Below are 24,801 nucleotides of genomic sequence, written 5' to 3' on the forward strand. Positions count from 1 at the left end.
AGCTGGCCGCCCTATGTCGAACGTGACCCCCACCGCCATCGGCGAAACCGATCGTCATCCAGCGATCGTGATTCTGGATTTCGGTTCTCAGTATTCCGAGCTGATTGCCCGGCGCGTGCGCGAAACCGAGGTGTATTCCCTGGTGATGGGATACAGCACCACGGCGGAGGAGCTGAAGGCGATCAATCCCAAGGGGATCATTCTCAGTGGTGGCCCCAGTTCGGTGTATGCCGAGCACGCTCCGTTGTGTGATCCCGAGATCTGGAATCTGGGGATTCCTGTGCTGGGTGTTTGCTACGGCATGCAGCTGATGGTGCAGCAGCTGGGGGGTTCGGTGGTGGCGGCTGGCCGCGCTGAATACGGCAAGGCGCCGCTCTACGTGGACGACCCCACCGATCTGCTCACCAACGTGGATGAAGGTTCCACGATGTGGATGAGCCATGGCGACTCCGTGGAGCGGTTGCCGGATGGCTTTGTGCGATTAGCCCACACCGACAACACTCCCGAAGCGGCGGTGGCTGATCACGCCCGCCGGCTGTATGGCGTGCAGTTCCACCCCGAAGTGGTGCACTCCACTTGCGGCATGGCGATGCTGCGCAACTTCGTTTATCACATCTGCGGTTGTCTACCGGACTGGACCACCGCTGCCTTCATTGATGAGGCGGTGGCCGATGTGCGCCGGCAAGTGGGCGACAAGCGCGTGCTGCTGGCGCTTTCGGGCGGTGTGGATTCCTCCACGCTCGCCTTCCTGCTGCACAAGGCGATCGGTGATCAGCTCACGTGCATGTTCATCGACCAGGGCTTCATGCGCAAAGGCGAGCCCGAGTTTCTGGTGGAGTTTTTCGACAAGCGCTTCCACATCAATGTGGAATACATCAATGCGTGCGAGCGTTTCATCAACAAGCTCGAAGGGGTCACCGATCCTGAAGAGAAGCGCAAATTGATTGGCACAGAATTCATCCGGGTGTTTGAAGAGGAGAGCAAGCGCCTCGGGCCCTTCGATTACCTCGCCCAGGGCACGCTCTATCCCGATGTGATCGAGAGCGCTGGCACCAATGTGGATCCCAAAACGGGTGAACGGGTGGCGGTGAAGATCAAGAGCCACCACAACGTGGGCGGCCTCCCCAAAGACCTCCAGTTCAAGCTGGTGGAGCCGCTGCGCAAGCTGTTCAAAGACGAGGTGCGCAAAGTGGGCCGCACCCTCGGGCTGCCCGAGGAAATCGTGGGCCGTCACCCCTTCCCGGGCCCCGGCCTGGCGATTCGCATCCTGGGCGAGGTGACCAACGACAAGCTCGACATCCTGCGCGATGCCGATCTGATCGTGCGTGAAGAGATCAAGACCGCTGGCCTCTATCACGAGATCTGGCAGGCCTTTGCCGTGCTGTTGCCCGTGCGCAGCGTGGGGGTGATGGGTGACAAGCGCACCTATGCCTTCCCGGTGGTGCTGCGCTGCGTGTCGAGTGAAGATGGCATGACCGCCGATTGGTCGCGCTTGCCTTACGACCTGCTGGAGACCATCTCCAACCGGATCGTGAATGAGGTGAAGGGGGTGAACCGCGTGGTGCTTGATATCACCAGCAAGCCCCCCGGCACGATCGAGTGGGAGTGAGCGCTGGCGGATCCGCTGGCCGCAGCCGGACGGCTCCGTTACCCTCGGGGCCCCGGCTCAGGAGCCTTGACCGCCGCCCCCCAGCAGGACCTCCAGCTGCAGCGCCGCCTCCAGCAGGACAGCATCCAGCTGGCCGGCAAGGTTGTTTATCTCAACCCATTCCTGTACTGGCGTCGCTTTGACGCCAACACCGACCGTTGGCTGCGGGAGCCAGGCCAGCTGGCGGAAGACCAGGTGAGCGCTAATCGTGTGCGCTTCTACCCCGAACTCGACTGGGAGCTGCTCAGCGACGAGGAGCGGGTGATCAAGGACGGCGCCGTTGAGATGTTTCTCAAGAGCCTGGAGCTGATCAGCACCTTCAACCCGGAGCTCAACCCCGGCCAGCTGCTCGAGGTGGAGCGCAAGATGGCCGTCACCAAGAAACGAGCCTTCGAGCGCTGGGTGACGAAAGCGCTGAAGCGCCGGCTGCAGCAGGAGGCCAGCGAGCGCCGCCGCTTCGATCGCGAGCGGCTGATGCGCGATTGGAGCGAATGGTTGCTGTTGCCTGTCACCCGTCAGGCCCTGCTGCCGTTTTCGGCCTTGTTGGTGCTGGCCGTTGGTGGCGGTTGGTGGTGGGGATCCCAGCAGTTCTGTCGTCAGCAGATCGTGCAACCCCCCGTGGAGTCGGGCCCGCGCTGAGCACGCCAGACTGGGTGTTCGACCTGCGCCGCCGCTTCGGCTCTGATGGCTTCTGATCCCCTCGATGCCTTGCGCCTCACCCTGATGCAGGAGGTGTTGCCGGTGGGGCTGGCGGTGGTGGAACGCGCCAGGCGCGGTGGTCCCCGCGACGTGATCGAGGCCTTCAGTGCTCAGGCCGATCCTTTGGAGCAGTTGCGCCAGGAGGGTGAGCCCGCGGCTCGTCAGGTGCGCGAGAGCCTCGACCGCCTGCAACCAGGACTGGGCAACCCGGTGATGAAGGTGGAGGTGCGCGATATGCAGGACGATGACCCCGCCAGCGGCGCCCCGCCGGCCGCTGAGGCCAGCGATCGCCAAGACTTGCAGCACGCCCTGGCCCGGATTGCTGCGCGGCTCACGCAGCTGGAGCAGAGGCTGCAGCCGGAGGCCTGAGCGGGATGGCGCTGGCTTCGGGCGGGCAACGCCACACAGGCATGCAGCAGCAGCCAGCGATCCTGCTGGGGCTGGTGGTGCTGTTCGCTTCAGCGATGGTGCTGCGGCTGGGTTGGCTGCAGTTGCTGCACGGCCAGGAAAATCGGGCCCGAGCCGATGAAAACCGCATTCGCCTGCTGGCGCGCAACCCCGTGCGCGGCCGCATTCTCGATCGCAACGGCCAGGTGCTGGTGTCGAGCCGGCTCACCTACAGCCTCTACCTCCAGCCCAAGCAGGTGAACGACCAGAGCTGGCCGGCCTTGCGGAGCCGGCTCAGCCAGCTGATGGGGCTTCCGGAAGCCCAGTTGGACCAGAAGCGGCGTGAAGGGCCTGGTGCCCAGCGTTATCGGATCGAGCTGGCCAGCGAGCTCACGCCCCAGCAGGTGCTGCGCTTCCGCGAGCAGAGCTCAGGCCTCAAGGGTGCCGAGGTGGATCTCGATGTGCTGCGTAGCTACCCGCACGGCTCTCTGGGGGCCCATGCCCTCGGCTACACCCAGCCGATCACCGAGCAGGAATACAAGAGCCTGGCCAAAAAGGGCTATCAGATCCGCGATCGCATCGGCCGCATCGGCCTCGAGGCGGCCTTTGAGTCGCATTTGCGCGGGGCCTGGGGCGGCCAGATGGTGGAAGTGAATGCCATGGGTGAGATCCAGCGGATCCTGGGCGATCGGCCGTCGAAGGCCGGCAAGGATCTGCACACCACCCTCGATCTGGATCTGCAGCGGGCGGCTGAGGAGGTGCTCAAAGACAAGCCCGGCGGTGCGATCGTGGCGCTCAACCCGGCCAATGGCGCGATCCTGGCTCTGGCCAGCCGCCCCACCTTCGATCCCAACTTCTTCTCGAAAAGCGTTACCACCCAAAAGGAATACGACGCCCTGTTCAATTCACCGGTGAAGCCGCTGCTCAGCCGAGCGATGAGCGCCTACGACCCGGGCAGCACCTGGAAGGCGGTGACCGCCATGGCGGGGATGGAGAGCGGCAAGTTTCTCCCCAACACCAAGCTGGTGACGCGGGGCTGCATCACCTACGGCGGCCACTGCTTCCCGGATCACAACGGCGCCGGGTTCGGCACCATCGGCTACGAGGACGCGTTGCGCTTCTCGAGCAACACGTTCTTCTATCAAATCGGTGTGGGTGTGGGTTCGATCGCCCTCCACAACGCGGCCTTGAGCCTGGGGTTCACCAAACCCTCCGGCATCGAGATCGGCTACGAGGAAAGTCTCGGTTTGGTGGGGAATGAGCGCTGGGCGGCCCAGGGCCGCGGCTGGGCCAAACCCGGAAGCACGCCCTGGATCCCTGAAGACATGGCCAGCATGTCGATCGGGCAGTCGGTGGTGCAGATCACGCCGCTGCAGCTGGCCCGGGCCTATGCCGTGTTTGCCAATGGTGGCTATCTGATCACGCCCCACCTGGTGGATCAGGGGCTGGATTGGACCGATCCTCCCCGCCGCACCAAGGTGAACATCAAGCCCGCAACCCTCGCCACCATTGCCCGCGGACTGCGCAAGGTGGTGTCGGATGGCACGGGGGCTGGCATGAACGTGCCCAACCTGCCGCCCGTGGCAGGCAAGACCGGTACCGCCGAAGACAGCACCGGTGGCCCGGATCACGCCTGGTTTGCTTGTTATGCGCCGTATCCCAACGGCCAGATCGTGGTGGTGGCGTTTGCGCAGAACACCCCGGGCGGCGGTTCCGTGCATGCCCTGCCGATGGCGCGCAAGGTGCTCGAGGTGTGGAATCAGCTGCGCAAGAGCTGATCAGCCCACCAGGGCAGGGTTTGGCGTGCTGCTGAGCACTTGGCGGTAGTAGCGGCGCAGCTGCTCGGTGGCTCCCGCCCAGCCCCAGCGCTCTGCTTCCTGGCGGGCGTTGCGGCGCAGTTGCTCCCGTTGGCTGGGATCACCCAGCAGGCGCAGGGCCGCAGCGGTGAGGCTGCCGGCGCCCCCATCCACCCCGTCGGGTTCGTAGAGGCAGCCGTTCACGCCGTCGGTCACGATGTCGGGGATGCCGCCGCGGTTGGCGCCCACCACCGGGCAGCCGGCGGCCATCGCTTCCAGCAGTACAAGCCCCAGGGTTTCGGTGCTGCTGGGGAACAGGAAGGCATCGGCGCTGGCGTAAGCGCTGGCCAGCTCTTCGCCGGCCAGATACCCCACGAAGGTGGCGGCACTGCCGGCAAACAGCGTTTCCAGTTGCTGCCGGTAAGGGCCATCACCCACCAGCGCCAGGCGCGCATCCGGCAGGGCATCGAGCACGGGCCGAATCCGCTCGATCTGCTTCTCAGCCGATAGGCGCCCGATGTAGAGCAGCAGCTTGCCGGTGTCGCTGCGGCCGCCCAGCAGGCGCTGGCGCATGGCTTCGCTGCGCAGCTCGGGGCGGAACAGGTCGGTGTCGACACCGCGCTGCCAGAGGGCGGTGTGCTGGATGCCCTTCTCGCTCAGCTCGGCCACCATCGCGGTCGAGGTGCAGAGGTTGAGCTGGGCCTGGTTATGGGCGGCTTTGAGCAGCTCCCACAGCACCGGCTCGAGCATGCCGAGGCCGTAGTGCTCGAGGTATTTGGGCAGATGGGTGTGGTAGCTGGCCACCAGGGGATAGCCCTTGGTTTTGGCGATCCAGATTCCCCCCAAACCCAGCACGGCTGGGTTCACCACATGCACCAGATCCGGGTTGAAGGCCTCCAGCGCATCCGACACCATCGGCCGCGGTAGGGCCAGCTTCAGCTCGGGATAGAGGGGTAGCGGCATGGCCGGCACCCCCAGCACCTGAGCGCCCATGTAGGTGTCGGGTGCGCCCTCCGGGCAGACGATCAGCACCTCATCGCCGGCCGCCACCAGGTGCTGCACCGTTTTGGTGAGCCGGGTGACGATCCCATCCACCTTGGGGAGGAAGGTTTCGGTGAAGAGGGCGATCTTCAAGGCAGAGGGCCGGGTGGGATCAGGCCGCCTGGATGGCAGCTTCCTGGGTCTTGGTCCAGGCCGAAATGCAGGGGATGCGGCTGCGGTCGCAGCGATCGGCGTAGCGACCGGCGATCTCCACCACTTCCTTGAGCAGGCCGTCGTCGAGGGTGGTGGGGTTGAGGCCCAGCTCGATGAAGCAGCGGTTGTCCACGATCAGATCGTTCTCCACCGCCTCGTTTCGGGGGTTGGGGAGGTGGTTGATCTCGGCGCCGGTGAGGGCGGCCACCTTCTTGGCTAGTTCGCCCACCTGATGACTTTCAGTCATCTGGTTGAAGATCTTCACCCGCTCACCGCGGGTGGGAGGGTTCTCCAGGGCTAGTTGTACGCAGCGAACCGAATCGCGAATGTGGATGAAGGCGCGGGTCTGTCCGCCGGTGCCGTGCACAGTGAGCGGGTAGCCGATCGCGGCCTGCATCAAGAAGCGGTTGAGCACCGTCCCGTAGTCACCGTCGTAGTCGAAGCGGTTGGTGAGGCGCGGGTCGCGGTCGGTGGCTTCGGTGTTGGTACCCCAGACGATGCCCTGGTGCAGATCCGTGATCCGCACGTTGTCGTTTTTGTTGTAGTAGAGGAAGAGCAGCTGATCCAGCGTCTTCGTCATGTGATAGACGCTGCCCGGGCTGGCGGGGTGCAGGATTTCTTCCTCGAAGCGGGAGCCATCCGGCTGGGGCACCTCCACCTTCAGGTAGCCCTCGGGGATGGTGGCGCCGCGGTGGGAGCCGTAGCCGTACACACCCATCGTGCCCAGGTGCACCACGTGGATGTCGAGGCCGCTCTCCACGATGGCGGCCAGCAGGTTGTGGGTGCCGTTGACGTTGTTATCAACGGTGTAGCGCTTGGTGGCGCTGCTCTTCATCGAATAGGGCGCAGCGCGCTGCTCGGCGAAGTGCACCACCGAATCCGGGCGCTCTTCCAGCAACAGATCCAGCAGGCGCTGATATTCGTGGGCAATGTCCATGTGGACAAAGCGCATCGGCTTGCCGCCGGTCTGCTCCCAGGCCCGCAGACGATCGGGCATGGTCGCGATCGGGGTCAACGACTCGACGGCCAGATCGACGTCGATCTTGCGGCGGCTGAGGTTGTCGACGATCAGCACGTCGTGGCCCTGATCCGCCAGGTTCACGGCGCAGGGCCAGCCACAGAAGCCGTCACCGCCGAGAACGAAAACCTTCACCGCTGGACTCCTGGTTGGCGAGCGGCTGATCGGGCCACCGCTCCGTCAGGGCAAGCTACTACAGGGATTCAGCTGATCCCTGCGGCCACGCCCACCAGCAGCAGCACCAGCACGGCGCCGCCGATCAGCAGCAGCTTGCTGTTGGCGGCGCTGGTCTCGCCGACCTCCATCACCTCCATGCGTGGTTCTTTAGCGAAGGCATTGAGCCTGCCGCCGTCCTCTTCGGTGACCTGCATCGCAGTGGGGAGTCGTTGAGGCGACAGTAGGGAGGTTGGCCAGATTTGCCTCGCACCCGTGCGGAAGCTTCACGTGCCCACGCGGCCGGCGATGGGGGAGCTGGGATTGGCGTCGGCGCGGATGGGCAGGCGGCCGGCATGGAACGCGGTGCGACCCGCCTCGCAGGCCATGGCCATGGCGCGCGCCATGGCGGGCGGATCGCCGGCCATGGCAATGGCGCTGTTGATCAGCAGGGCATCGGCGCCCATCTCCATCGCCTGAGCGGCTTCGCTGGGCACCCCCAGCCCCGCATCCACCACCACCGGCACCGTGGCGTTTTCAATGATCAGTGCGATGTTGGCGGCGTTGCGGATGCCCTGGCCGGAGCCGATCGGGGAGCCCAGGGGCATCACCGTGGCGCAGCCGGCCTCTTCGAGTCGCTTGGCCAGCAGCGGGTCGGCATTGATGTAAGGCAGCACGGTGAAACCCTCTTTCACCAGCTGCTCCGCGGCCTCCAGGGTGCCGATCGGATCGGGCAAGAGGTGCCGGGTGTCGGGAATCACCTCCAGCTTCACGAAGGTGTTGTCGTCCTGCCCGGCCAGCTTCGCTAGCTCCCGCCCGAGCCGCGCCACGCGGATCGCCTCCTCGGCGGTGGCGCAGCCGGCGGTGTTGGGCAGCATCCAGATCCGCCGCCAGTCGATCGCCTCCATCAGCCCTTCGTGGCCGGCGGCCTGGCTCTGCACGCGGCGCACCGCCACGGTCACAATGTCGCAGGCGCTGCTCACCAGGCTGGCCTGCATCGCCTGGATGCTCGGGTATTTGCCGGTGCCGGTCATCAGGCGGCTGTTGAAGCTGCGCCCGCCGATCACCAGGGGGTCGTTCTGCTGGCTGTTGGTGGCGGTCACGGCAGCGTTTGGGGCCATGCAGCGAACGTACCGCGCGGTCCTAACCGATCGCCCCAGACCCTCTTACCCTTGGGCAACTTCACGTGACTGTTGTGATTCCCTTGCTGCTGGCTGCCACGCCCCTGCCCGTTGGCAGTGCGGTGCCCTTCCAGGAGCCCGCGTCGGTATCAACCCCGCTGTTGGAGAATTTCGGTCAGCAGGCACCGGTGCGCACCTTTGATCCGGTGGCCCGCGCGGCGGATCTGGCCACTACCATGCCGAGGCAATGGAGCGGCACGTATCAGCCGTTTGCCGGTGGCAGCCCGGTGAGCGTGCAGCTGGATGTGTCGGCTGTGCAGGCCATGGGGCAGATGGTGGATTTACGCGGTCAGATGACCGTCGGTTCCACCACCCTGCCGGTGCAGGGCAACCTCAACGCCAGCTCGGATCAACTCGATCTGTTGCTGCTCGGTGATGTGAGCGCTGCGGGCCTCGAAGACGGTGGCCGTTTCCTCGGTCTGCAGGGCTTCACCTTGTCGGGATGGTCGGCACCCCGGCTCACCAATCCGGGTGGTCAACTGGTGCTGAATCCGGTGGGCGCCAGCGCTGCACCCGCGATTCGCGGATTGTGGTGAGGCCTTGATCAGGCAGATCTGATCGTCAGGCGGCAGTGCGCTCCAGGCGCTTCAGCCGCTTTTTCGCTGTGCCATTGCTGCTGTCGAGCTCGAGCACTTTCAGATAGTTCTCCTTGGCTTCCTCGGGCTTTTGCTGCTTCTCGAGGGCGAAGGCGAGGTTGTTCAGAGCCACCGGATAGTCGGCCTTGGCGCGTAGGGCGGCCCGGTAGTGCTTGATGGCTGCGCCGTAGTTGCTCTGGGCAGCCAGCGCAAAGCCCAGCGCGTTTTCGATCAACGCCTGGGCTTCGGGGGGTTCAGCGGCCGAGCACTTGCTGGCCAGCTTCAGATTGTCGATGGCTTGGCCGTAGAGCCGCTTGCGCAGCTGCACGGAGGCCAGTTCGTAGAGATCGGCGGCGGTTTGCTCACCACTTTTGCTGGATTGCTCCAGCCGGATCAACGCCACTTCGTCGCGGCGGACCCGCAGGATTTGGCGAGCCACCAGCACGGCGGCAGCGCCAAGAATCACCAGCAACCCGATCAGGTAGGCCTGAGGAAGCGAAAAATCCATCAACCAACCTGATCAGGCAGCGCAGAGATTAGCGGTCAGCTCTTGGCTGCACCCACCACAGCGGTGAAGCTGCCGGGATCCACAACAGCCAGCTGGGCGAGCATCTTGCGGTTCAGCTGCACATCAGCCTTCTTGAGGCCGCCAATCAAACGGCTGTAGCTCAGGCCATTCAGGCGAGCGGCAGCGTTGATGCGAGCGATCCACAGGCGGCGGAAGTCGCGCTTGCGGCGGCGACGATCGCGGTACGCGTTGCAGAGGGCCTTCATCACCCGCTGGTTGGCGGTGCGGAACAGCGAGCCGTTGCCGCCGCGGAAGCCGCGGGCCAAACGCAGGATTTTGTTGCGGCGCTTACGGGCGACATTGCCCCTCTTAACGCGTGCCATCGATGGTTCTCAGAAAACGGTGAAACAGCGGGTCAGCCGGGCGATTCAGCTGTAGGGGAGCATGGCGCGCACGTTGTCCGCGTCGCGCTCGTCAACCACGGCCATGGTGCCGAGGAAACGCTTGCGCTTCGGGCTCTTGTGGTCGAGCAGGTGGTTGCGGAAAGCGTGGCGGCGCATGAACTTTCCGCTGCCGGTGGCTTTGAACCGCTTGGCGGCTGCTTTGCGGGTCTTGAGCTTCGGCATTGTCTACGCGCTCGGGCACAAACGATGAGAGTACGACCTGGGAGTTCCTTCCGCCAACTCCCCCTAGGGTCGAGCAGCTCCAGCATCGATGCGATGGCCTCTCCCCGAGCCTTCACAGCCCTGATGTCGCTGGCGCTACTGGTGGCCGGTTGCCAGGGGGCCGAGGCTGAATCGTTCACCCGCTTGCCGGTGCCCAAGCCGCCTGCGGTGCAAGGCCAGCAGCCGGTGCTTTGGGTGTCGTTGGCGGCCCATCTGGGGCCGCAGCCGCTGCTTCTGGAGGGGGCCTCGGCGCCCCTCCAGCTGCGCGATGCCCAGGGGGAACGCGTCAGTGGGCGCCGTCTGTCGCTGCGCTGGGTTCAGCAGCCTCTGCCGGAACCCTTGGAGATCCGGCGCAGTGTGCTGGGTCCCTTCGCCAGTTTTGAGGCTGCCGAGCAGGCGGCCTTGGCCTGGAACGCGCTTGGTGTGGCAGCGGAGGTGGCACATCCGCGTGAGTGGGAGGTGTGGGCCCCGGCAGATCTGGCCGGGCCAAAGGGCTATCCCGTGCGGCAGGTGCAGCAACGGCTGACGCAGCGGCGGGTGCTGCAGCTCAACACCGCTTCGGGCTGGCGCAGCCTGCAGGGCCCCGTGCAACTTCAGGCACCCGGTGGTCTCCGCTTCAACGGCGGCGTGTTTGCCGGGCCGTTCCGCTTGCAGGCCGATGCCTACGGCAGCTGGACCCTGGTGGAGCAGGTGCCGCTGGAGCGCTACTTGCAGGGCGTGGTGCCCCATGAAATCGGTGCGGGATCACCGCCGGCGGCCCTGGCGGCCCAGGCCGTGCTGGCGCGCACCTGGGCCCTGCGCAACCGGCATCGCTTTGCGGTGGACGGCTATCACCTCTGCTCCGACACCCAATGCCAGGTGTACAGCGATCCCCGTCAGGCCGGCTCGGCGGTGCGTCAGGCGGTGAGCCGCACCACGGGGCAGGTGCTGGCCCTCAATGGCGAACCCATTCATGCTGTTTATCACGCCAGTAATGGCGGCGTGAGTGCCGATGAAGATGAGGCCTGGCCGCTGCCTGAGCTCCGTTACCTCGAGCCATCCCTCGATTGGCGCTCGGCGCCACCCCCGGGTTTAACCCTTCCGCTCGACCATCAAGAGGTGGCCGCCCTGCTGGCTCGCCAATCCGGCGTGGTGGGTGCCGCCCATCCCCTGTTCCGCTGGCGGCGCCAGCTGGATCAGGCCAGCCTGCGCAAGGGTCTGGGGGCCAGGGCTGCCAGCCTGGGCTCTCCCCTCAAACCGGTTGTGCTGGAGCGGGGTCCCAGCGGCCGGGTGGTGCGTCTGGCGATCGAGGGGCCGGGGGGGCAGGTGGTGCTCGAGCGCGATGCCATCCGGCGCACCTACCGCCAGTTGCCCAGCACCTTGTTTGTGCTGAGCCCCAGCGGCACCGGCCGCTGGAGTGTGGTGGGCGGTGGGTTCGGCCATGGGGCTGGCTTGTCGCAGGCGGGGGCCATCGATCTCGCGGCTCGCGGCTGGAGCGTGGAGCAGATCCTCAGCCGCTATTACCCCGGCGCGCAGCTGGTGCCGATTCAGGCCCTGCCTGCAGAGGACCATCGGGGAGCCCTCTAAAGTTCGGCAGACCTGGAACATGCCATGGCCGCCGGGGGCACAGCCACAGGAGCCCGCCGACTGCAGGCCTCGCTGTTTCTGATCGGTTGTTGTCTGGCCGGAGGGTTGCCCCACGCCCTGCCGGCCTCACGGAGCCTCTGGCCCTCTCTGGCGCTCACCTTGATCCTGGGCACCTATGCGGTGCGCAGCGTGTTTCTGCCCCGATGGCGCGGGGCGGGTGCGGTGGTGGAGAGCCCGGATCCGGCGGCCTGGCCGGCCGTGGATTTGGTAGTGGCGGCGCGCGATGAAGAGGCGGTGATCGGTCGCCTGGTGGAACGGCTCGCCGATCTGAAGTATCCCCCTGAGCAGCTGCGCCTCTGGGTGATCGACGACGGCAGCGAAGACCGCACCCCCGAGGTGCTCGAGACCTATCAACGCCGTTACCCCCAGTTGCAGGTGCTGCGCCGCAGCCGCGATGCCGGCGGCGGGAAATCAGGCGCGCTGAATGCCTTGTTGCCCCAATTGCAGGGCCGCTGGCTGTTGGTGCTCGATGCCGATGCCCAGTTGCAGCCCGATGGCCTGCAGCGTCTGGTGGCGTTCGCCGAGGCGGGCGGTTGGTCGGCTGTGCAGCTGCGCAAAGCCGTGGTGAATGCCGACCAGAACTGGCTCACCCGCGCCCAAGCCATGGAGATGGCCCTGGATGCGGTGATTCAACAGGGGCGGTTGCACAGCGGTGGCGTGGTGGAGTTGCGCGGCAACGGCCAGCTGTTGCAGCGCCAGGCCGTGCTCGCCTGTGATGGCTTCAACGAAGCCACGGTCACCGACGATCTCGATCTCAGCTTTCGCCTGCTGGTGCAAGGCCAGCCGGTGGGCTTGCTCTGGGATCCGCCGATTCAGGAGGAGGCCGTGACCAGCCTGATGGGCCTCTGGCGCCAGCGCCAACGTTGGGCTGAGGGTGGTTTGCAGCGCTTCTTCGATTACTGGGGCCCGCTCACCGGTGAGGCCACGAGCGGGGCCCGCAAACTCGATCTCAGCGGCTTTTTTCTGCTGCAGTACGCCTTGCCGGTGATGGCTGTGGCGGATCTGGCCACGAGCCTGCTCAGCCGCAGCACGCCGTTGATGTGGCCGCTGTCGTTTGTGGCCTTCGGCCTCTCGGGCGGCGCCATCCTGGTGGGCTGCTCGCGCACCAATGAAGGGCCTGCGCTGCCTCGCATGCATCCCCTCAATCTCGCCCTGGGCATTGCCTATCTGGGCCACTGGTTCGTGGTGATCCCTTACACCACCTTGCGGATGGCGCTGCTGCCGAAGCGGCTGGTGTGGGCCAAAACCCTGCATGTGGGTGCCGGCCACGACCAGACCCCGGGAAGCGAGGAGGCGGATCTCACCACCCAGGTGCTCTGACCCTCCTAATCGGGATCAGGCCGCCTGGCTGCTGCCGTTGCTGTCGTCGAGCTCGGGTAAGGGGCCATCGAGCTGCACCACTTCGCCGTTGAAGAAGTCGGCGAGGCGCTTGGCCTGATCGTCGATCAGGGCTGGTTGTGCCTGGGGTGTGGTGGCGACCGGTGGTGGTGCTGCCGCTGGCGTTGGTTCGGCCGGTGGCGCTACGGGTTGGGGCGGCTCTGCCACCGGAGCTGGCGCAGCGGCGCGCTGGGGCTCGGCTGCGGCAGCACGCGGGGGCTCGGGCGCTGGGGAACTTGCTACGGCGACAGGCTGTGGTGGAGCTGCTGCGATCGGGGCCTGCGCTGGTGCTGCTGGGGCCTGCGGCGGTGGCGGTGCACCGCCGGCTTCGAGCATGACCTGGCGGGGGCTGCCCAGGGCTGAGGCCACCGCCTTCTCCAGCAGGGGCAAGCGGCTTTGCACCATGGCCATCCAGTTGCCGGCCACCTGCACCACCGCGCGCTGTTGATCCAGGCGGGCCAACACGGCCTGCTGCGAGAGCAACATGCGCGTGGAGGGCAGCTCCAGGCCCGCCAGGATCTGTTGCCAGAGCTCCACCAAATCGGTGCCGGCTGAGGGCGCGGCTGGCGCGGGAGCGGCGGGTTCTGGTTCGGGCGGCGCCGCTGGTGCGGTGGGAGCTGGCGCAGCAGCGACAGCCGGGATTGGAACGACCGGTGCTGAGGGAGCCGGTGCAGCCACAGGTGCTGGGGCTGGGGCTTGAGCTGGTCCGGCGGCGGCGGTGCGGGCTTGTTGGGGTTCGGCGAGCAGGCCCAGCACCAGCACCTCCAGCCACAGGCGCGGTTGCACGCTCTGGCGCAGCTGCTGTTCGCTGCCCTTCAGTTGGGCCTGCCAACGCAGCAGCGGCGCTTTGCCGATGCGCCGTGCCAGATCGGGCAGGCCGCTGCGGAACTGGGGCGAAAAGCTGCTGAGTTCAAGTCGGTCGGGGGCCACGCCCGCCAGCACCAGATCCCGCAGCAAGCCGGCCAGCCCCTGCAGCACCGCTGAGGGTTCACGGCCACGCTCCAATAGGGTGCGGATCGCTTCGATCAGCCCGAGGGGTTCACCGGCTGCCAGGGATTCCGCCAGCTGCAGCAGTTCCTGTTCGGGCACCGCGCCCAGCAGCTCCCACACCGCCTGGGGTTCCACCGGCGGCGGCAGCAGGCTGAGCTGATCGAGAAGGCTTTCAGCGTCGCGTAGGCCGCCCTGGGCCCGCTGGGCCACTACATGCAGGGCTTCAGCGGTGATGCCGATCTGCTCCTGCTCGGCAATCCAGCCCAGATGCCGTTCCAGGGCATCGAGGGGAATGCGGCGGAAATCAAAGCGCTGGCAGCGGCTCAGGATCGTGGGCAGCACCCGCTGGGGGTCGGTGGTGGCCAGCACGAACACCACCCGCGGCGGCGGCTCCTCCAGCGTTTTGAGCAGGGCGTTGAAGGCCGCCGTGGAGAGCATGTGGCACTCGTCCACCACATACACCTTCCAGCGGGCTTGCACCGGCGCAAAGCGGGAGCGCTCGATCAGCTCGCGGATGTTGTCAACGCCGGTGTTGGAGGCGGCGTCGATCTCGATCACATCGAGGGCGTTGCCGTTCGCGATCGAGGTGCAGAGCTCACAGGTGCCGCAGGGCTCCGGCGTGGGGCCATCGGAGCCGATGCAGTTGAGTGAGCGCGCCAGGATGCGGGCGCTCGACGTTTTGCCCGTGCCGCGTGGGCCGCTGAAGAGGTAGGCCGGCGCGATCCGCCCTGAGCGCAGCGCATTGCCGAGGGTGGCCGCGATCGCCTCCTGCCCCACCAGCTGATCGAAGCGCTGCGGGCGGTACTTGTGGTGGAGGGGTTGGTAGGCAGCCGGCATGGCTGGAGGCTACTGGCCGTGCTCGAGCATGCGCTCCAGCCGGCCTTCCAGTTCCTCCACTTCGCTGAGCTGATCCGCCAGCTTCTGGGCGGCCAGCCGCAGTGTTTCAAAGCCTGGGCTCTGCGCCTCGCCCGGACTCCAGCGTTGCTCCGCCTTGGCGAGTTCGAGCTCGAGCCGCTGCTGCAGCTTCAGCCGCAGGCCATCGAGTTGTTCGATGCTGCGCCGCGCGAGGGCCTTGCCCTGCTCGAGCTGCGCATCGTTGAGCCGCAGACCCTGCCGCAACAGCATCCGTGCGCCGCTGAGCACGGCGGCCGGCATGAACTGGCCGAGGGCCAGGGCCCCCAGGCTGCCGGTGTGCAGCCAGTTCTCCACTTGCTCGCTGCGGTGCCGGCCGGTTTTGCACCAGTGGGCGAAGTGCTCGCAGTTGTTGAACAGCAGGTTGTAGTTCTGCTCCCCGAGGCGGCCCATGGCTCGGCGCAGGGTCACCCCCGGCGCCGAGCAGCTGCCCTCGGGGTAGGCCACCACGCTCAGGGGCTGGCCGCGGCTGAACTCCTCCACGGGGCTGCGCAGGATCTCCCGCCCCTCGAGGTAGTGGGCCACGGTGCCGTCGCCCAGATCGATGCCGTGGTGGTTGAACAGGCCGTGCTGGCGCGGCACCTGCAGGTGATCAGCAACGGCCATGGCCGCCCGCGCTCAGGCGGTTTCCTGCTGCACGGCTTCGTTGCCTGGCAGAGGCAGCACCTTGGCTTTTGTGCGCTCCTCCACCAGCTCGCGGGTCACGGTGAAGGCCTTGGTGCTCTTGTCGGATGGCAGGTCGTACATCAGATCGAGCATCAGCTCCTCCACGATCCCCCGCAGGGCGCGGGCGCCGGTTTTGCGGCGATGGGCTTCGGCGGCGATCGCCTCCACGGCGCCGGGCTCAAAGTCGAGGCGCACCTCATCCATGCTCAGCAGCGTCTGGAACTGCTTCACCAGGGCATCGCGCGGTTCGGTGAGGATCGCTTCGAGAGCGCGGTTATCGAGCGGTTCGAGCACGGCGCTCACCGGCAGGCGGCCGATGAACTCGGGGATCAGGCCGTACTTCACCAGGTCGTCGGGCTCCAGGTGGCGCAGTACGTGGGCGGCCTGTTGATCCTTGGCCTGGCGGCTGCGGCCGCGGCCCGCCTCCGGGATGAAGCCGATGGAATTGCGGCCCATGCGCCGTTGCACCACATCCTCTAGGCCCACGAACGCACCGCCGCAGATGAACAGGATCTGGCTGGTGTCGATCTGGATGCAGTCTTGATAGGGGTGCTTGCGGCCGCCCTGGGGAGGCACGTTGGCCACGGTGCCTTCCAGCAGCTTCAGCAGTGCCTGCTGCACCCCTTCGCCCGATACATCGCGGGTGATGGAGGGGTTCTCGCTCTTGCGGGCGATCTTGTCGATCTCGTCGATGTAGATGATGCCCCGCTGGGCCTGATCCACATCCAGATCGGCTTTCTGCAGCAGCCGCAGCAGGATGTTTTCCACGTCCTCGCCCACGTAACCCGCTTCGGTGAGGGTGGTGGCATCGGCCACGGCGAAAGGTACATCCAGCAGCTCCGCCAGGGTTTGGGCCAGGAGTGTTTTGCCGCAGCCCGTGGGGCCGATCAGCATGATGTTGCTCTTGTGCAGGCGCGTGGCGGTTTCGTTGCTCTCGCCCTTGCCATCGCCCTGCCAGGCCAGGCGTTTGTAGTGGTTGTAGACGGCCACCGAGAGCACCTTCTTGGCCTCCTCTTGCCCCACCACCTGGGCATCGAGGTGGGCTTTGATCTCCCGCGGTTTGGGGATCTCGGCGAGGGTGGGGGCAGGCTTGCTGCTCTTCTTGGCCGGTGCCTTGCCTTTGGCTTCGGCGGGTTGGCGGGCGCCGCCGCCATGGCCCTCCACGAGTTCCTCATCCAGGATCTCGTTGCAGAGGTCGATGCACTCGTCGCAGATGTACACGCCCGGCCCGGCGATCAGCTTGCGCACCTGGTCCTGCGACTTGCCGCAGAACGAGCACTTCAGGTGGGCATCGAACTTGGGCATCGAGCAGAAGCGGCGGTGCGGCGGGAGCGTCCTGGCTGGGGCGGGTCAGGGGCCCGAAACCAGGATCAACGGGATCCCGCGTTTCGTCAGCCGTCCTTAAGGATCAAACCGGGGCGTCGTCGGTGACGACGCGGTCGATCAGTCCGTATTGAACCGCTTCCGCCGGGGAAAGGAAGTAGTCGCGGTCGGTGTCTTCAGCGATCTTCTCGAGGGGCTGGCCGGTGTGCTCGGCCATCAACCCGTTGAGGGTGTCTTTGAGATAGAGGATCTCCTTGGCCTGGATCTCGATGTCCACCGCCTGACCCTGGGCGCCGCCGAGGGGCTGGTGGATCATGATCCGGGCATTCGGCAGAGCCAGCCGCTTGCCTTTGGTGCCGCCGGAGAGGAGGAAGGCGCCCATGGAGGCGGCCAGGCCATAACAGATGGTCACCACATCCGGCGCCACCTGCTGCATGGTGTCGTAGATCGCCAGGCCGGACGTCACCGAGCCCCCCGGTGAGTTGATGTAGATCTGAATGTCCTTCTCGGGATCTTCGGCCTCAAGGAAGAGCAGCTGGGCCACCATCGCATCGGCGACCTGGTCGTCGATGCCGGTGCCCAGGAAGATGATGCGCTCGCGCAGCAGGCGCGAATAAATGTCGAAGGCCCGCTCCCCTCGGCCCGATTGCTCCACAACCGTGGGGAGCACGCCCGGAGCCGCCACCGGGGCTGTTGCGCTGCCCATGGCGATGGTGGCTTCCGGGCGGGTGCCCAGCCAGCGGTTCTGGATCGGATGGGGGGTGCTGGCGTTGATCACGCGGCCGGACTGTTGTCAGTCCGGCCAATCTATGGGGATCAGGCTTCGGCAGCGGGCTCGGCGTCGGCCTCAGCCTTGGCCTTCTTGGCGGTGCTCTTCTTGGCAGCGGCCTTCTTGGGCTTGTCGCCCTCGGTTTCCGGGGCCTTCTCGGTGATGGTGGAGTTGCTCTCCAGCCAACCCATCAGCTTTTCGCGCATCAGGTCTTCCTGCACGGCCTGGCGCAGGCGGGCGGGATCGATGCGGGAGTTGTCGCTGAAGCCGCGGCTGAGCTCCTTCACCTTGGCTTCGATCTCATCGGCGGCCACCTCGATCTTCTCGGCGGTGGCGAGGGCCTTGAGGGCCAGGCTCCGCTTGAGGCGCTCTTCGGCCTCGGGGCGGGAGGTTTCGCGCAGGCTCTGGATCAGCTGCGGGGTGAACAGCTTCTTCACGTCCATCCCTTGCTGGGCGAGCTGACCGGCGGTCTGCTCGAGCAGCGAGATGATCTCCTCCTGCACGAGGGTTTCGGGCAGTTCCACCTCGAGCTGCTCCACCAGGGCCGCCAGCAGTGCGTCGTGGCGGTTCGATTCGTTGCGGCGCTCGGCGTCGTCCTTGAGGCGCTCCTCCAGATCGGCGCGCAGTTCCGCCAGGGTCTGCTTGTCGCTGGCCTGCTGGGCGAAGGCGTCGTCGAGGGCGGGCAGCTCGCGGGTTTTCAGCTCGGTGAGGGTGATCTCAAAGCTGGCCTTGCGACCGGCGGCGTCCTCCTGGGGGTACTCCTCAGGGAACTGGCAAGCCACGGTTTTGCTGTCGCCGGGCTTCATGCCAAGGATGCCCTCCACGAAGCCGGGGATCATGCGGCCGTCTTCCAGCTCCACTTCCATCGCATCAGCGCTGCCGCCGCTGATGGCTTCGCCGTTATCGACATAGGTGCCGCTGAAGTTGATCACGGCCACATCACCGCTTTCGGCGGCGCGCTTCTCCACCGGCACCAGGGTGGCCAGCTGACGGCGGGATTGTTCGATCAGCTCATCCACGCGGGCAGCATCGAAGCTCACGGCTTCGGCTTCGGCCTTGAGGCCCTTGGTGCTCTTGAGGCTGGGGGTGGGTTCCACATCCATCTCAAGGGTGAGGCTCAGCTCCTTGCCGGGTTCAAAACGCTCGAGCAGCGCTTCAAAGCCGCCATCCACGCTGGGCTGGCCGATCGCGGGGATCTCGGCCTGCTTGAGGGCATTGCGGAACACGCTGTCCACCAGCTCTTCGAGGGCGGTGGCCCGGATCCGGGCAGCGCCGATCTGCTGCACCAGCACGGCGCGGGGCACCTTGCCTTTGCGGAAGCCGGGCAGCTTGATGGTGCGGCTCAGCTTCTCCACAGCCTGCTCATGGCTGGTTTGGGTGAGGCCTGCGGGAACACCGATCTCCACCGCCATTCGGCTGCCGGGGCGAGGGCTGGTGCTCACCTTGAGCTCGGATTGGCTGGCTTTGGCGGCGGCAGGACTCATGGATCAGCGTCTAGGCAGCCCACGATCCTAGGAACTGACGTGTGACAGCCCCTCAGGCTGAGTCGCCAGCCCTGCGTTGGGCACGTATTGTTGGCAGCAAGAACAGCGACCTGAAGATCCCTTAGCGAAAGCCCGACGGGCTTCCGCACAGCATTTGGCAGACGGCAACCGCCCTGTGGCACGCGCCTGATTGGGTTGCTCCGGCTCCACGTTCTTCTTGTTTCAGCGACATCTCTGCACCTGAACCACGCTCCTGAATCTCCCTTGACCAGCTCCATTCGCCCCCTGCCTCAGCGCCCTCTGCATGTCGCCGTTCTCGGTGCCAGCGGTGCCGTAGGTCAGGAGCTGTTGCTGCTGTTGGCCGAGCGTCAGTTCCCGGTGGGGCGGCTCACGTTGTTGGCCTCGCCTCGTTCGGCTGGTCAGACCGTGGAGTGGAACGGTCAGACCCTCACGATCGAGCCTGTGAGCGCTGATGCGTTCCACGGCGTTGATGTGGTGTTGGCGTCGGCCGGTGGCTCGGTGTCGAAGCAGTGGGCTCCGGTGGCTGCCGCCGCGGGTGCCGTGGTGATCGATAACTCCAGCGCCTTCCGCATGGATGCGGCGGTGCCGCTGGTGGTGCCCGAGGTGAATCCCCGCGCCGCCTTTGCCCACAACGGTGTGATCGCCAACCCCAACTGCACCACAATCCTGATGACGCTGGCCCTGGCGCCACTGGCGGCGAAGCGGCCGCTGCGCAGGGTGGTGGTGAGCACCTATCAATCCGCCAGTGGCGCCGGCGCCCGGGCCATGGAGGAGTTGGCCAGCCTCAGCCGCACCGTGCTTGATGGCGGCACGCCCGAAAGCAGTGTGCTGCCCTATTCCCTGGCGTTCAATCTGTTTCTCCACAACTCGCCGCTTCAGGACAACGGCTATTGCGAGGAGGAGCTGAAGATGCTCAATGAAACCCGCAAGATCATGGGACTGCCCGATCTGCGCGTGTCGGCCACTTGTGTGCGGGTGCCGGTGCTGCGGGCCCATTCCGAAGCGATCAACATCGAGTTTGAGGAGCCGTTCCCGGTGGAGGAGGCTCGGACCCTGCTGGCCGCGGCCCCTGGCGTGGAGCTGATTGAAGACTTCAGCGCCAACCGTTTCCCGATGCCCACGGATGTGACCGGCCGCGATGCGGTGGCCGTGGGCCGGATCCGCCAGGACCTCAGCGAGCCCAATGCGCTTGAGATCTGGCTCTGCGGTGATCAGATCCGCAAGGGCGCTGCCCTCAATGCCATTCAAATCGCCGAGCTGTTGCTGGATCCCGCAGCGGCCGCGGCCGCCGGTGCGGCGACGGCAGGGGCGGTGGCTTGAGCATGGCGGCTTCTGTGCTCCAACCTGGCGCCGCCTCACCTGCGCCCTTCGGGCGGGTGCTCACAGCGATGGTGACCCCCTTCGCTGCCGATGGCTCCGTTGATCTCGACCTGGCGGCACGGCTGGCCAGCCACCTGGTGGAGCATGGCTCCGATGGCCTGGTGCTCTGCGGCACCACGGGCGAGTCGCCCACCCTCAGCTGGGATGAGCAGCATCAGTTCTTCTCGGCGGTGAAGAGCGCCGTGGGGGATCGCGCCAGCCTGCTGGCCGGTACCGGCAGCAATTGCACCGCTGAGGCCGTGGAGGCCATTGCGGAGGCGGCTGCCCTTGGCGCCGACGGTGCCCTGGTGGTCGTGCCCTACTACAACAAGCCACCTCAGGACGGCCTTGAAGCCCATTTCCGGGCTGTGGCCGCAGCGGCTCCTCAGCTGCCGCTGATGCTCTACAACATTCCTGGTCGTACCGGCTGCAGCATCACGCCGGAGACCACAGCCCGGCTGATGGATCTTCCCAACGTGGTGAGCTTCAAGGCCGCCAGTGGCACCACGGAAGAAGTGAGTGCGCTGCGCGCCCTCTGCGGTGAGCGCCTGGCCATCTACAGCGGCGACGACGCCCTGCTGCTGCCGATGTTGGCGGTGGGCGCCGTGGGTGTGGTGAGCGTGGCCAGCCATGTGGCTGGCGATCAGATCCAACAGATGGTGCAGGCCTTCCTGGCCGGTGATCACCGCACGGCCCTGGCGCTGCATGAACAGCTGCTGCCGCTCTGCAAGGCGATGTTCTCCACCACCAATCCCATCCCCGTGAAAGCTGCGCTGGAACTCAGCGGCTGGCCCGTGGGTGCCCCAAGGCTTCCTCTTGTTTCCGCCTCGAACGACGTGCGCGACCGACTCTCCTCCGTGATGGCAGCCCTGCGTCCCACCTGACGCCAAGGCCTACCTGAGCGCGCTACGGCGTTTGCTCCCTCGATGTTTCCGTTCTGATTCCGGCTGCGCCGGACCCCCTTTTCTGAATGACGAACCAAGCCAAACAACCCTGTCTGCGTGTCATCCCCCTGGGTGGCCTTCACGAGATCGGTAAGAACACCTGCGTTTTTGAATACGGCGACGACATCATGTTGGTGGATGCCGGCCTGGCATTCCCCAGCGACGGCATGCACGGCGTGAACGTCGTGATGCCTGATACCAGCTATCTGAAGGAAAACCAGAAGCGCATCCGCGGCATGATCGTGACCCACGGTCACGAAGATCACATCGGTGGCATTGCCCACCACCTCAAGAACTTCAACATCCCTGTGATTCATGGGCCGCGCCTGGCGCTGGCGATGCTCACCGGAAAGATGGAAGAAGCCGGTGTGATGGATCGCACCATCCTTCAAACCGTCGCTCCTCGCGATGTGGTGAAGGTGGGTCAGCACTTCTCCGTGGAGTTCATCCGCAACACCCACTCGATGGCCGACAGCTTCTCGCTGGCCATCACCACTCCGGTGGGCACCGTGATCTTCACCGGTGATTTCAAGTTTGATCACACCCCCGTCGACGGTGAAACCTTCGACATGGCCCGCCTCGCCCACTACGGCGAACAGGGTGTGCTGTGTCTGTTCAGCGACTCCACCAACTCCGAAGTGCCGGGCTTCTGCCCCCCGGAGCGTTCGGTGTTTCCCTGCCTGGACCGCCACATCTCCCAGGCGGATGGCCGGGTGATCATCACCACCTTTGCCAGTTCGATTCACCGCGTGGCGATGATCCTGGAGCTGGCGCTCAAGAATGGCCGCAAGGTGGGCCTGCTCGGCCGCTCCATGCTCAACGTGATCGCCAAGGCGCGTGAGTTGGGCTACATGCGCGCCCCGGATGATCTGTTTGTGCCGATCAAGCAGATCCGTGACCTGCCCGATCGCGAAACCCTGCTGCTGATGACCGGCAGCCAAGGTGAGCCCTTGGCCGCTCTGAGCCGTATCTCCCGCGGTGAACACCCGCAGGTGCAGGTGAAGACCTCCGACACAATCATCTTCTCCGCCAGCCCGATCCCGGGCAACACGATCTCGGTGGTGAACACCATCGACCGGCTGATGATGCTCGGCGCCAAGGTTGTCTATGGCAAGGGCGAAGGCATTCACGTGTCTGGTCACGGTTTCCAGGAAGACCAGAAGCTGATGCTGGCGCTCACCAAGCCGAAGTATTTCGTTCCCGTGCACGGCGAGCACCGCATGCTCGTGTGCCACAGCAAGACCGCTCAATCGATGGGCGTTCCGGCCGAGAACATCCTGATCATCGACAACGGTGATGTGGTCGAACTCACCCCTGATTCGATCAACAAAGGTGAACCGGTGAAGGCCGGCATCGAGCTGCTCGATGCTTCCCGCAACGGCATCGTCGATGCTCGCGTGCTCAAAGAGCGTCAGCAACTGGCCGACGACGGTGTGATCACAATGCTGGCGGTGATCAGCACCGATGGCGTGATGGCTGCGCCGCCGCGGGTGAATCTGCGCGGTGTGGTGACCGCCGCGGACCCTCGCAAGCTCAGCCTCTGGGCCGAGCGCGAGATCACCTGGGTGCTCGAGAACCGCTGGCAGCAGCTGTCGCGCAACAGCGGCGGCAAGGCTCCCGATGTGGATTGGATGGGCGTGCAGCGCGAAATCGAGATCGGTTTGCAGCGCCGTCTGCGCCGTGAGCTGCAGGTGGAGCCGCTGATCATCTGCCTGGTGCAGCCGGCCCCCGGTGGTACCCCTGCCTACAAGGGTCGCGCTGACGCTGAACCGGATACCCGTCCTGCCCCCCGCGGCGGCCGCGGCGGCGGTCGTGATGGTGGCCGCCCCGACCGTGGCGAGCGCTCCCAGCAGCCTCGCCGCGAGCTGGCCACCGTCGGCGCTGCTCCCGCTCCGGCCTCTGCGCCTGCTGCTGCCGCTCCGGCCGCTGTGGCCACCCCGGCGCGCACGGAAGAGCCCGAAATCAGCGGCCGCACCCGCCGCCGCCGTTCGGCGGCCGCTGGCTGATCCATGGGGTTCGGCTTGAGATCACTCTCGGGCCGAACCCAGACCGCTGTAGGCCAGATACTGCTGGATCAGGATTGCCCCTAAGGGCACGGTGATCAGCAGAGGCAGGCCGCACAGCAGCACTGAGCCCAGGATCAGCAGCCCGGCCACCAGCTGCCACTTGAGCAGCCCGGCTCCAGCTGGGCTCGAGCCCACCTCTTTCACCGCCGCGATCAACGCCGGCGCGGCTGCTTCCTGCTGACAGACGACCCGCCGGATCACCACCGGAGTGGCGATCGCCACGAGCACGCCAGGCACGATCAGCAGCAGCAGTCCGGCCGCGGTGGCCAGCCCCACCACCACGCCGGCCCTCACGTAGCGCCAGACATCGCGGCGCAGCAGCTGCAGCATGTCGCCGGCGCTGGGATGGCTGCCGGTGTGGAACGCGAGGGCCGGCAGCATCTGCAGGCTCACTCCGAGCAGGTTCGACCAGAGGTTGAGGGCGATGGCGCCGACGGCCAGCGCGATGGCCGGCAGCACGGCCAGCAGAGGGTTGATGTTGGCCAGTCCCTGCAAGCCATTCCCTATCAGCTGCAGCAGGGCGCCCGCCAGGGCTGCCAGCACCACCAGCCCTTCCAGGATCAGATAGCTGCGCCAGTGGCGTTTGAACAGGGTCCAGGCCGCACCCAGGCTCGGGGCGGTCACGTGAACGGTGGCTGTGGTTGTGCTGGGTTGGTCGCTGGCCCCCTGGGCAACGGCCGGTGCCGCGTCTTGCGGGGTGGGGTTGCCTGATTCGGCTCGGCTGGAGAGCCGCACCAGCAGCAGGCCGCGTTCGAGCGCGCTGCGAGCGCTTTCGCTGCGGGGTGCGTCTTGCAGTGCTGGATCGAGGGGAGGCTCGGGCGGAGGGGGTGTGGTGTCCGGCGGTGGCTCGGGCTCCGGGGAGTGTTCCGAGGGTTCGGGGCTTGCGGCTACATCCGCCGCGTCAAGGCTGGTGTCGTTGCTGGTTGCCCAAGGAGTGGCGGGAGGTTCCGGCGCCTCCGGCAGTACCGGCGCGATCGGTTGGGTGGCCGGTTCCGCTGTGGCCCACGCCGCTTGGATCTGAGTGAGGGCTTGCTGAGGATCCTGCAGTTGGCTCAGCCAAGGGGTGGCGGGGAGATCAGCCGCCGTTGCGCTCGCGCTGCTGGCTTGGGTTTCGGGTTCTGGACTCGATGGTTCGGCTTGATCGGTTGGCGCGCAGAGCTCCAGGCTCTGTTCGGCCAGCTGGCGGTAATTGGGTTCTGAGCAGCTCGTTAGCACCGCCTGGTAAGCCGCTGCCGCCTCGCGGGGCTGGGCCAGGCCATAGAGATGGATATGGCCGATCAGCAGCTGCAGGCGTTGATCCAGTTGGTCGGGGCGGTTTGGAGGGAGCTGCGGTTGCAGGGCCAGGGCCAGCTCCAGAGCCCGCGCGAAATCTCCCTGGCCGTAGGCCCGCTCCACGGCGCTGTAGGCCTGCTCCTCCGGGCTGGGCATGGGGTTGCACGG

Annotated in this window: 23 protein-coding genes; 10 read left to right on the plus strand and 13 right to left on the minus strand. The window is 66.2% G+C overall.

Annotated elements, in window-relative coordinates; genetic code table 11:
- Positions 1–13: 13 nt before the first annotated feature.
- The 4 genes from guaA to mrdA all read left to right on the plus strand — a co-directional run bounded on the left by guaA (position 14) and on the right by mrdA (position 4,512).
- The gene (guaA, locus tag KUL97_RS11050; RefSeq protein ID WP_217797022.1) at positions 14–1,609 is read left to right on the plus strand and encodes a glutamine-hydrolyzing GMP synthase; all 1,596 of its coding nucleotides are present in this window, start codon (positions 14–16) and stop codon (positions 1,607–1,609) included.
- Between the two features lie 66 nt (positions 1,610–1,675).
- Positions 1,676–2,287: a hypothetical protein gene (locus KUL97_RS11055; RefSeq protein ID WP_217797023.1), complete on the plus strand. Its 612-nt coding sequence runs from the start codon at positions 1,676–1,678 to the stop codon at positions 2,285–2,287.
- Positions 2,288–2,332: 45 nt separating this feature from the next.
- A complete protein-coding gene (locus tag KUL97_RS11060; RefSeq protein ID WP_217797024.1) occupies positions 2,333–2,716 on the plus strand; it encodes a hypothetical protein in 384 nt (127 codons plus the stop codon).
- A gap of 5 nt (positions 2,717–2,721) precedes the next feature.
- Entirely contained in the window at positions 2,722–4,512 is a 1,791-nt protein-coding gene (gene mrdA / locus KUL97_RS11065; RefSeq protein WP_217797025.1) for a penicillin-binding protein 2, read from the plus strand.
- Here the strand turns inward: mrdA and KUL97_RS11070 are convergent, their stop codons facing one another.
- The 4 genes from KUL97_RS11070 to KUL97_RS11085 form a co-directional block, all read right to left on the minus strand.
- Positions 4,513–5,664 (minus strand): glycosyltransferase family 1 protein, encoded by a 1,152-nt coding sequence (locus KUL97_RS11070; RefSeq protein ID WP_217797026.1) that lies wholly within the window; start codon positions 5,662–5,664, stop codon positions 4,513–4,515.
- A gap of 19 nt (positions 5,665–5,683) precedes the next feature.
- Entirely contained in the window at positions 5,684–6,877 is a 1,194-nt protein-coding gene (locus KUL97_RS11075; RefSeq protein WP_217797027.1) for an NAD-dependent epimerase/dehydratase family protein, read from the minus strand.
- Between the two features lie 68 nt (positions 6,878–6,945).
- On the minus strand, positions 6,946–7,113 hold the full coding sequence (locus KUL97_RS11080) for a photosystem II assembly protein Psb34 (RefSeq protein ID WP_217797028.1): 168 nt from the start codon (positions 7,111–7,113) through the stop codon (positions 6,946–6,948).
- Positions 7,114–7,182: 69 nt separating this feature from the next.
- Positions 7,183–7,998, minus strand: coding sequence for a thiazole synthase (locus KUL97_RS11085; protein ID WP_368656146.1), 816 nt, complete (start codon positions 7,996–7,998; stop codon positions 7,183–7,185).
- A gap of 83 nt (positions 7,999–8,081) precedes the next feature.
- Here KUL97_RS11085 and KUL97_RS11090 point away from each other — a divergent pair, with 83 nt between their 5' ends.
- Positions 8,082–8,612: a hypothetical protein gene (locus KUL97_RS11090; RefSeq protein WP_217797030.1), complete on the plus strand. Its 531-nt coding sequence runs from the start codon at positions 8,082–8,084 to the stop codon at positions 8,610–8,612.
- 25 nt (positions 8,613–8,637) lie between these two features.
- On the opposite strand, the gene KUL97_RS11095 is transcribed toward KUL97_RS11090, so the two are convergent.
- From KUL97_RS11095 to rpmI, 3 genes are read right to left on the minus strand one after another with little or no spacing between them, the layout of a single operon-like run.
- Positions 8,638–9,159, minus strand: coding sequence for a tetratricopeptide repeat protein (locus KUL97_RS11095; protein ID WP_217797031.1), 522 nt, complete (start codon positions 9,157–9,159; stop codon positions 8,638–8,640).
- Positions 9,160–9,194: 35 nt separating this feature from the next.
- Positions 9,195–9,542: a 50S ribosomal protein L20 gene (rplT, locus tag KUL97_RS11100; RefSeq protein ID WP_010312714.1), complete on the minus strand. Its 348-nt coding sequence runs from the start codon at positions 9,540–9,542 to the stop codon at positions 9,195–9,197.
- Positions 9,543–9,587: 45 nt separating this feature from the next.
- Positions 9,588–9,785, minus strand: coding sequence for a 50S ribosomal protein L35 (rpmI, locus tag KUL97_RS11105; protein WP_010312717.1), 198 nt, complete (start codon positions 9,783–9,785; stop codon positions 9,588–9,590).
- 93 nt (positions 9,786–9,878) lie between these two features.
- On the opposite strand from rpmI, the gene KUL97_RS11110 reads away from it, so the two are divergent.
- Positions 9,879–11,390, plus strand: a complete 1,512-nt coding sequence (locus KUL97_RS11110) for a SpoIID/LytB domain-containing protein (RefSeq protein WP_217797032.1) — start codon at positions 9,879–9,881, stop codon at positions 11,388–11,390.
- Between the two features lie 24 nt (positions 11,391–11,414).
- Positions 11,415–12,770 (plus strand): glycosyltransferase family 2 protein, encoded by a 1,356-nt coding sequence (locus KUL97_RS11115; RefSeq protein ID WP_217797033.1) that lies wholly within the window; start codon positions 11,415–11,417, stop codon positions 12,768–12,770.
- A gap of 15 nt (positions 12,771–12,785) precedes the next feature.
- On the opposite strand, the gene KUL97_RS11120 is transcribed toward KUL97_RS11115, so the two are convergent.
- From KUL97_RS11120 to tig, 5 genes are all read right to left on the minus strand, one after another.
- The gene (locus KUL97_RS11120; RefSeq protein WP_217797034.1) at positions 12,786–14,654 is read right to left on the minus strand and encodes a DNA polymerase III subunit gamma/tau; all 1,869 of its coding nucleotides are present in this window, start codon (positions 14,652–14,654) and stop codon (positions 12,786–12,788) included.
- 9 nt (positions 14,655–14,663) lie between these two features.
- On the minus strand, positions 14,664–15,335 hold the full coding sequence (locus tag KUL97_RS11125; protein WP_217797035.1) for a lecithin retinol acyltransferase family protein: 672 nt from the start codon (positions 15,333–15,335) through the stop codon (positions 14,664–14,666).
- A 12-nt stretch (positions 15,336–15,347) separates the two neighbouring features.
- Complete coding sequence (clpX, locus tag KUL97_RS11130; protein ID WP_217797036.1) at positions 15,348–16,700, minus strand: ATP-dependent protease ATP-binding subunit ClpX; 1,353 nt, start codon at positions 16,698–16,700, stop codon at positions 15,348–15,350.
- 103 nt (positions 16,701–16,803) lie between these two features.
- Positions 16,804–17,496 (minus strand): ATP-dependent Clp endopeptidase proteolytic subunit ClpP, encoded by a 693-nt coding sequence (clpP, locus tag KUL97_RS11135; protein ID WP_217797037.1) that lies wholly within the window; start codon positions 17,494–17,496, stop codon positions 16,804–16,806.
- Positions 17,497–17,534: 38 nt separating this feature from the next.
- The gene (gene tig, locus KUL97_RS11140) at positions 17,535–18,971 is read right to left on the minus strand and encodes a trigger factor (protein WP_217797038.1); all 1,437 of its coding nucleotides are present in this window, start codon (positions 18,969–18,971) and stop codon (positions 17,535–17,537) included.
- A 264-nt stretch (positions 18,972–19,235) separates the two neighbouring features.
- Between tig and KUL97_RS11145 the strand changes: the two genes are divergently transcribed.
- From KUL97_RS11145 to KUL97_RS11155, 3 genes are all read left to right on the plus strand, one after another.
- Positions 19,236–20,312: an aspartate-semialdehyde dehydrogenase gene (locus tag KUL97_RS11145; RefSeq protein WP_217797039.1), complete on the plus strand. Its 1,077-nt coding sequence runs from the start codon at positions 19,236–19,238 to the stop codon at positions 20,310–20,312.
- Between the two features lie 2 nt (positions 20,313–20,314).
- Positions 20,315–21,235, plus strand: coding sequence for a 4-hydroxy-tetrahydrodipicolinate synthase (dapA, locus tag KUL97_RS11150; protein ID WP_217797040.1), 921 nt, complete (start codon positions 20,315–20,317; stop codon positions 21,233–21,235).
- Positions 21,236–21,321: 86 nt separating this feature from the next.
- Entirely contained in the window at positions 21,322–23,301 is a 1,980-nt protein-coding gene (locus KUL97_RS11155) for a ribonuclease J (RefSeq protein ID WP_217797041.1), read from the plus strand.
- Between the two features lie 21 nt (positions 23,302–23,322).
- Here the strand turns inward: KUL97_RS11155 and KUL97_RS11160 are convergent, their stop codons facing one another.
- The gene (locus KUL97_RS11160) at positions 23,323–24,789 is read right to left on the minus strand and encodes a hypothetical protein (protein ID WP_217797042.1); all 1,467 of its coding nucleotides are present in this window, start codon (positions 24,787–24,789) and stop codon (positions 23,323–23,325) included.
- Positions 24,790–24,801: the final 12 nt, after the last annotated feature.

The organism is Synechococcus sp. HK05, assembly GCF_019104765.1.
Classification (GTDB): Bacteria; Cyanobacteriota; Cyanobacteriia; order PCC-6307; family Cyanobiaceae; genus Vulcanococcus.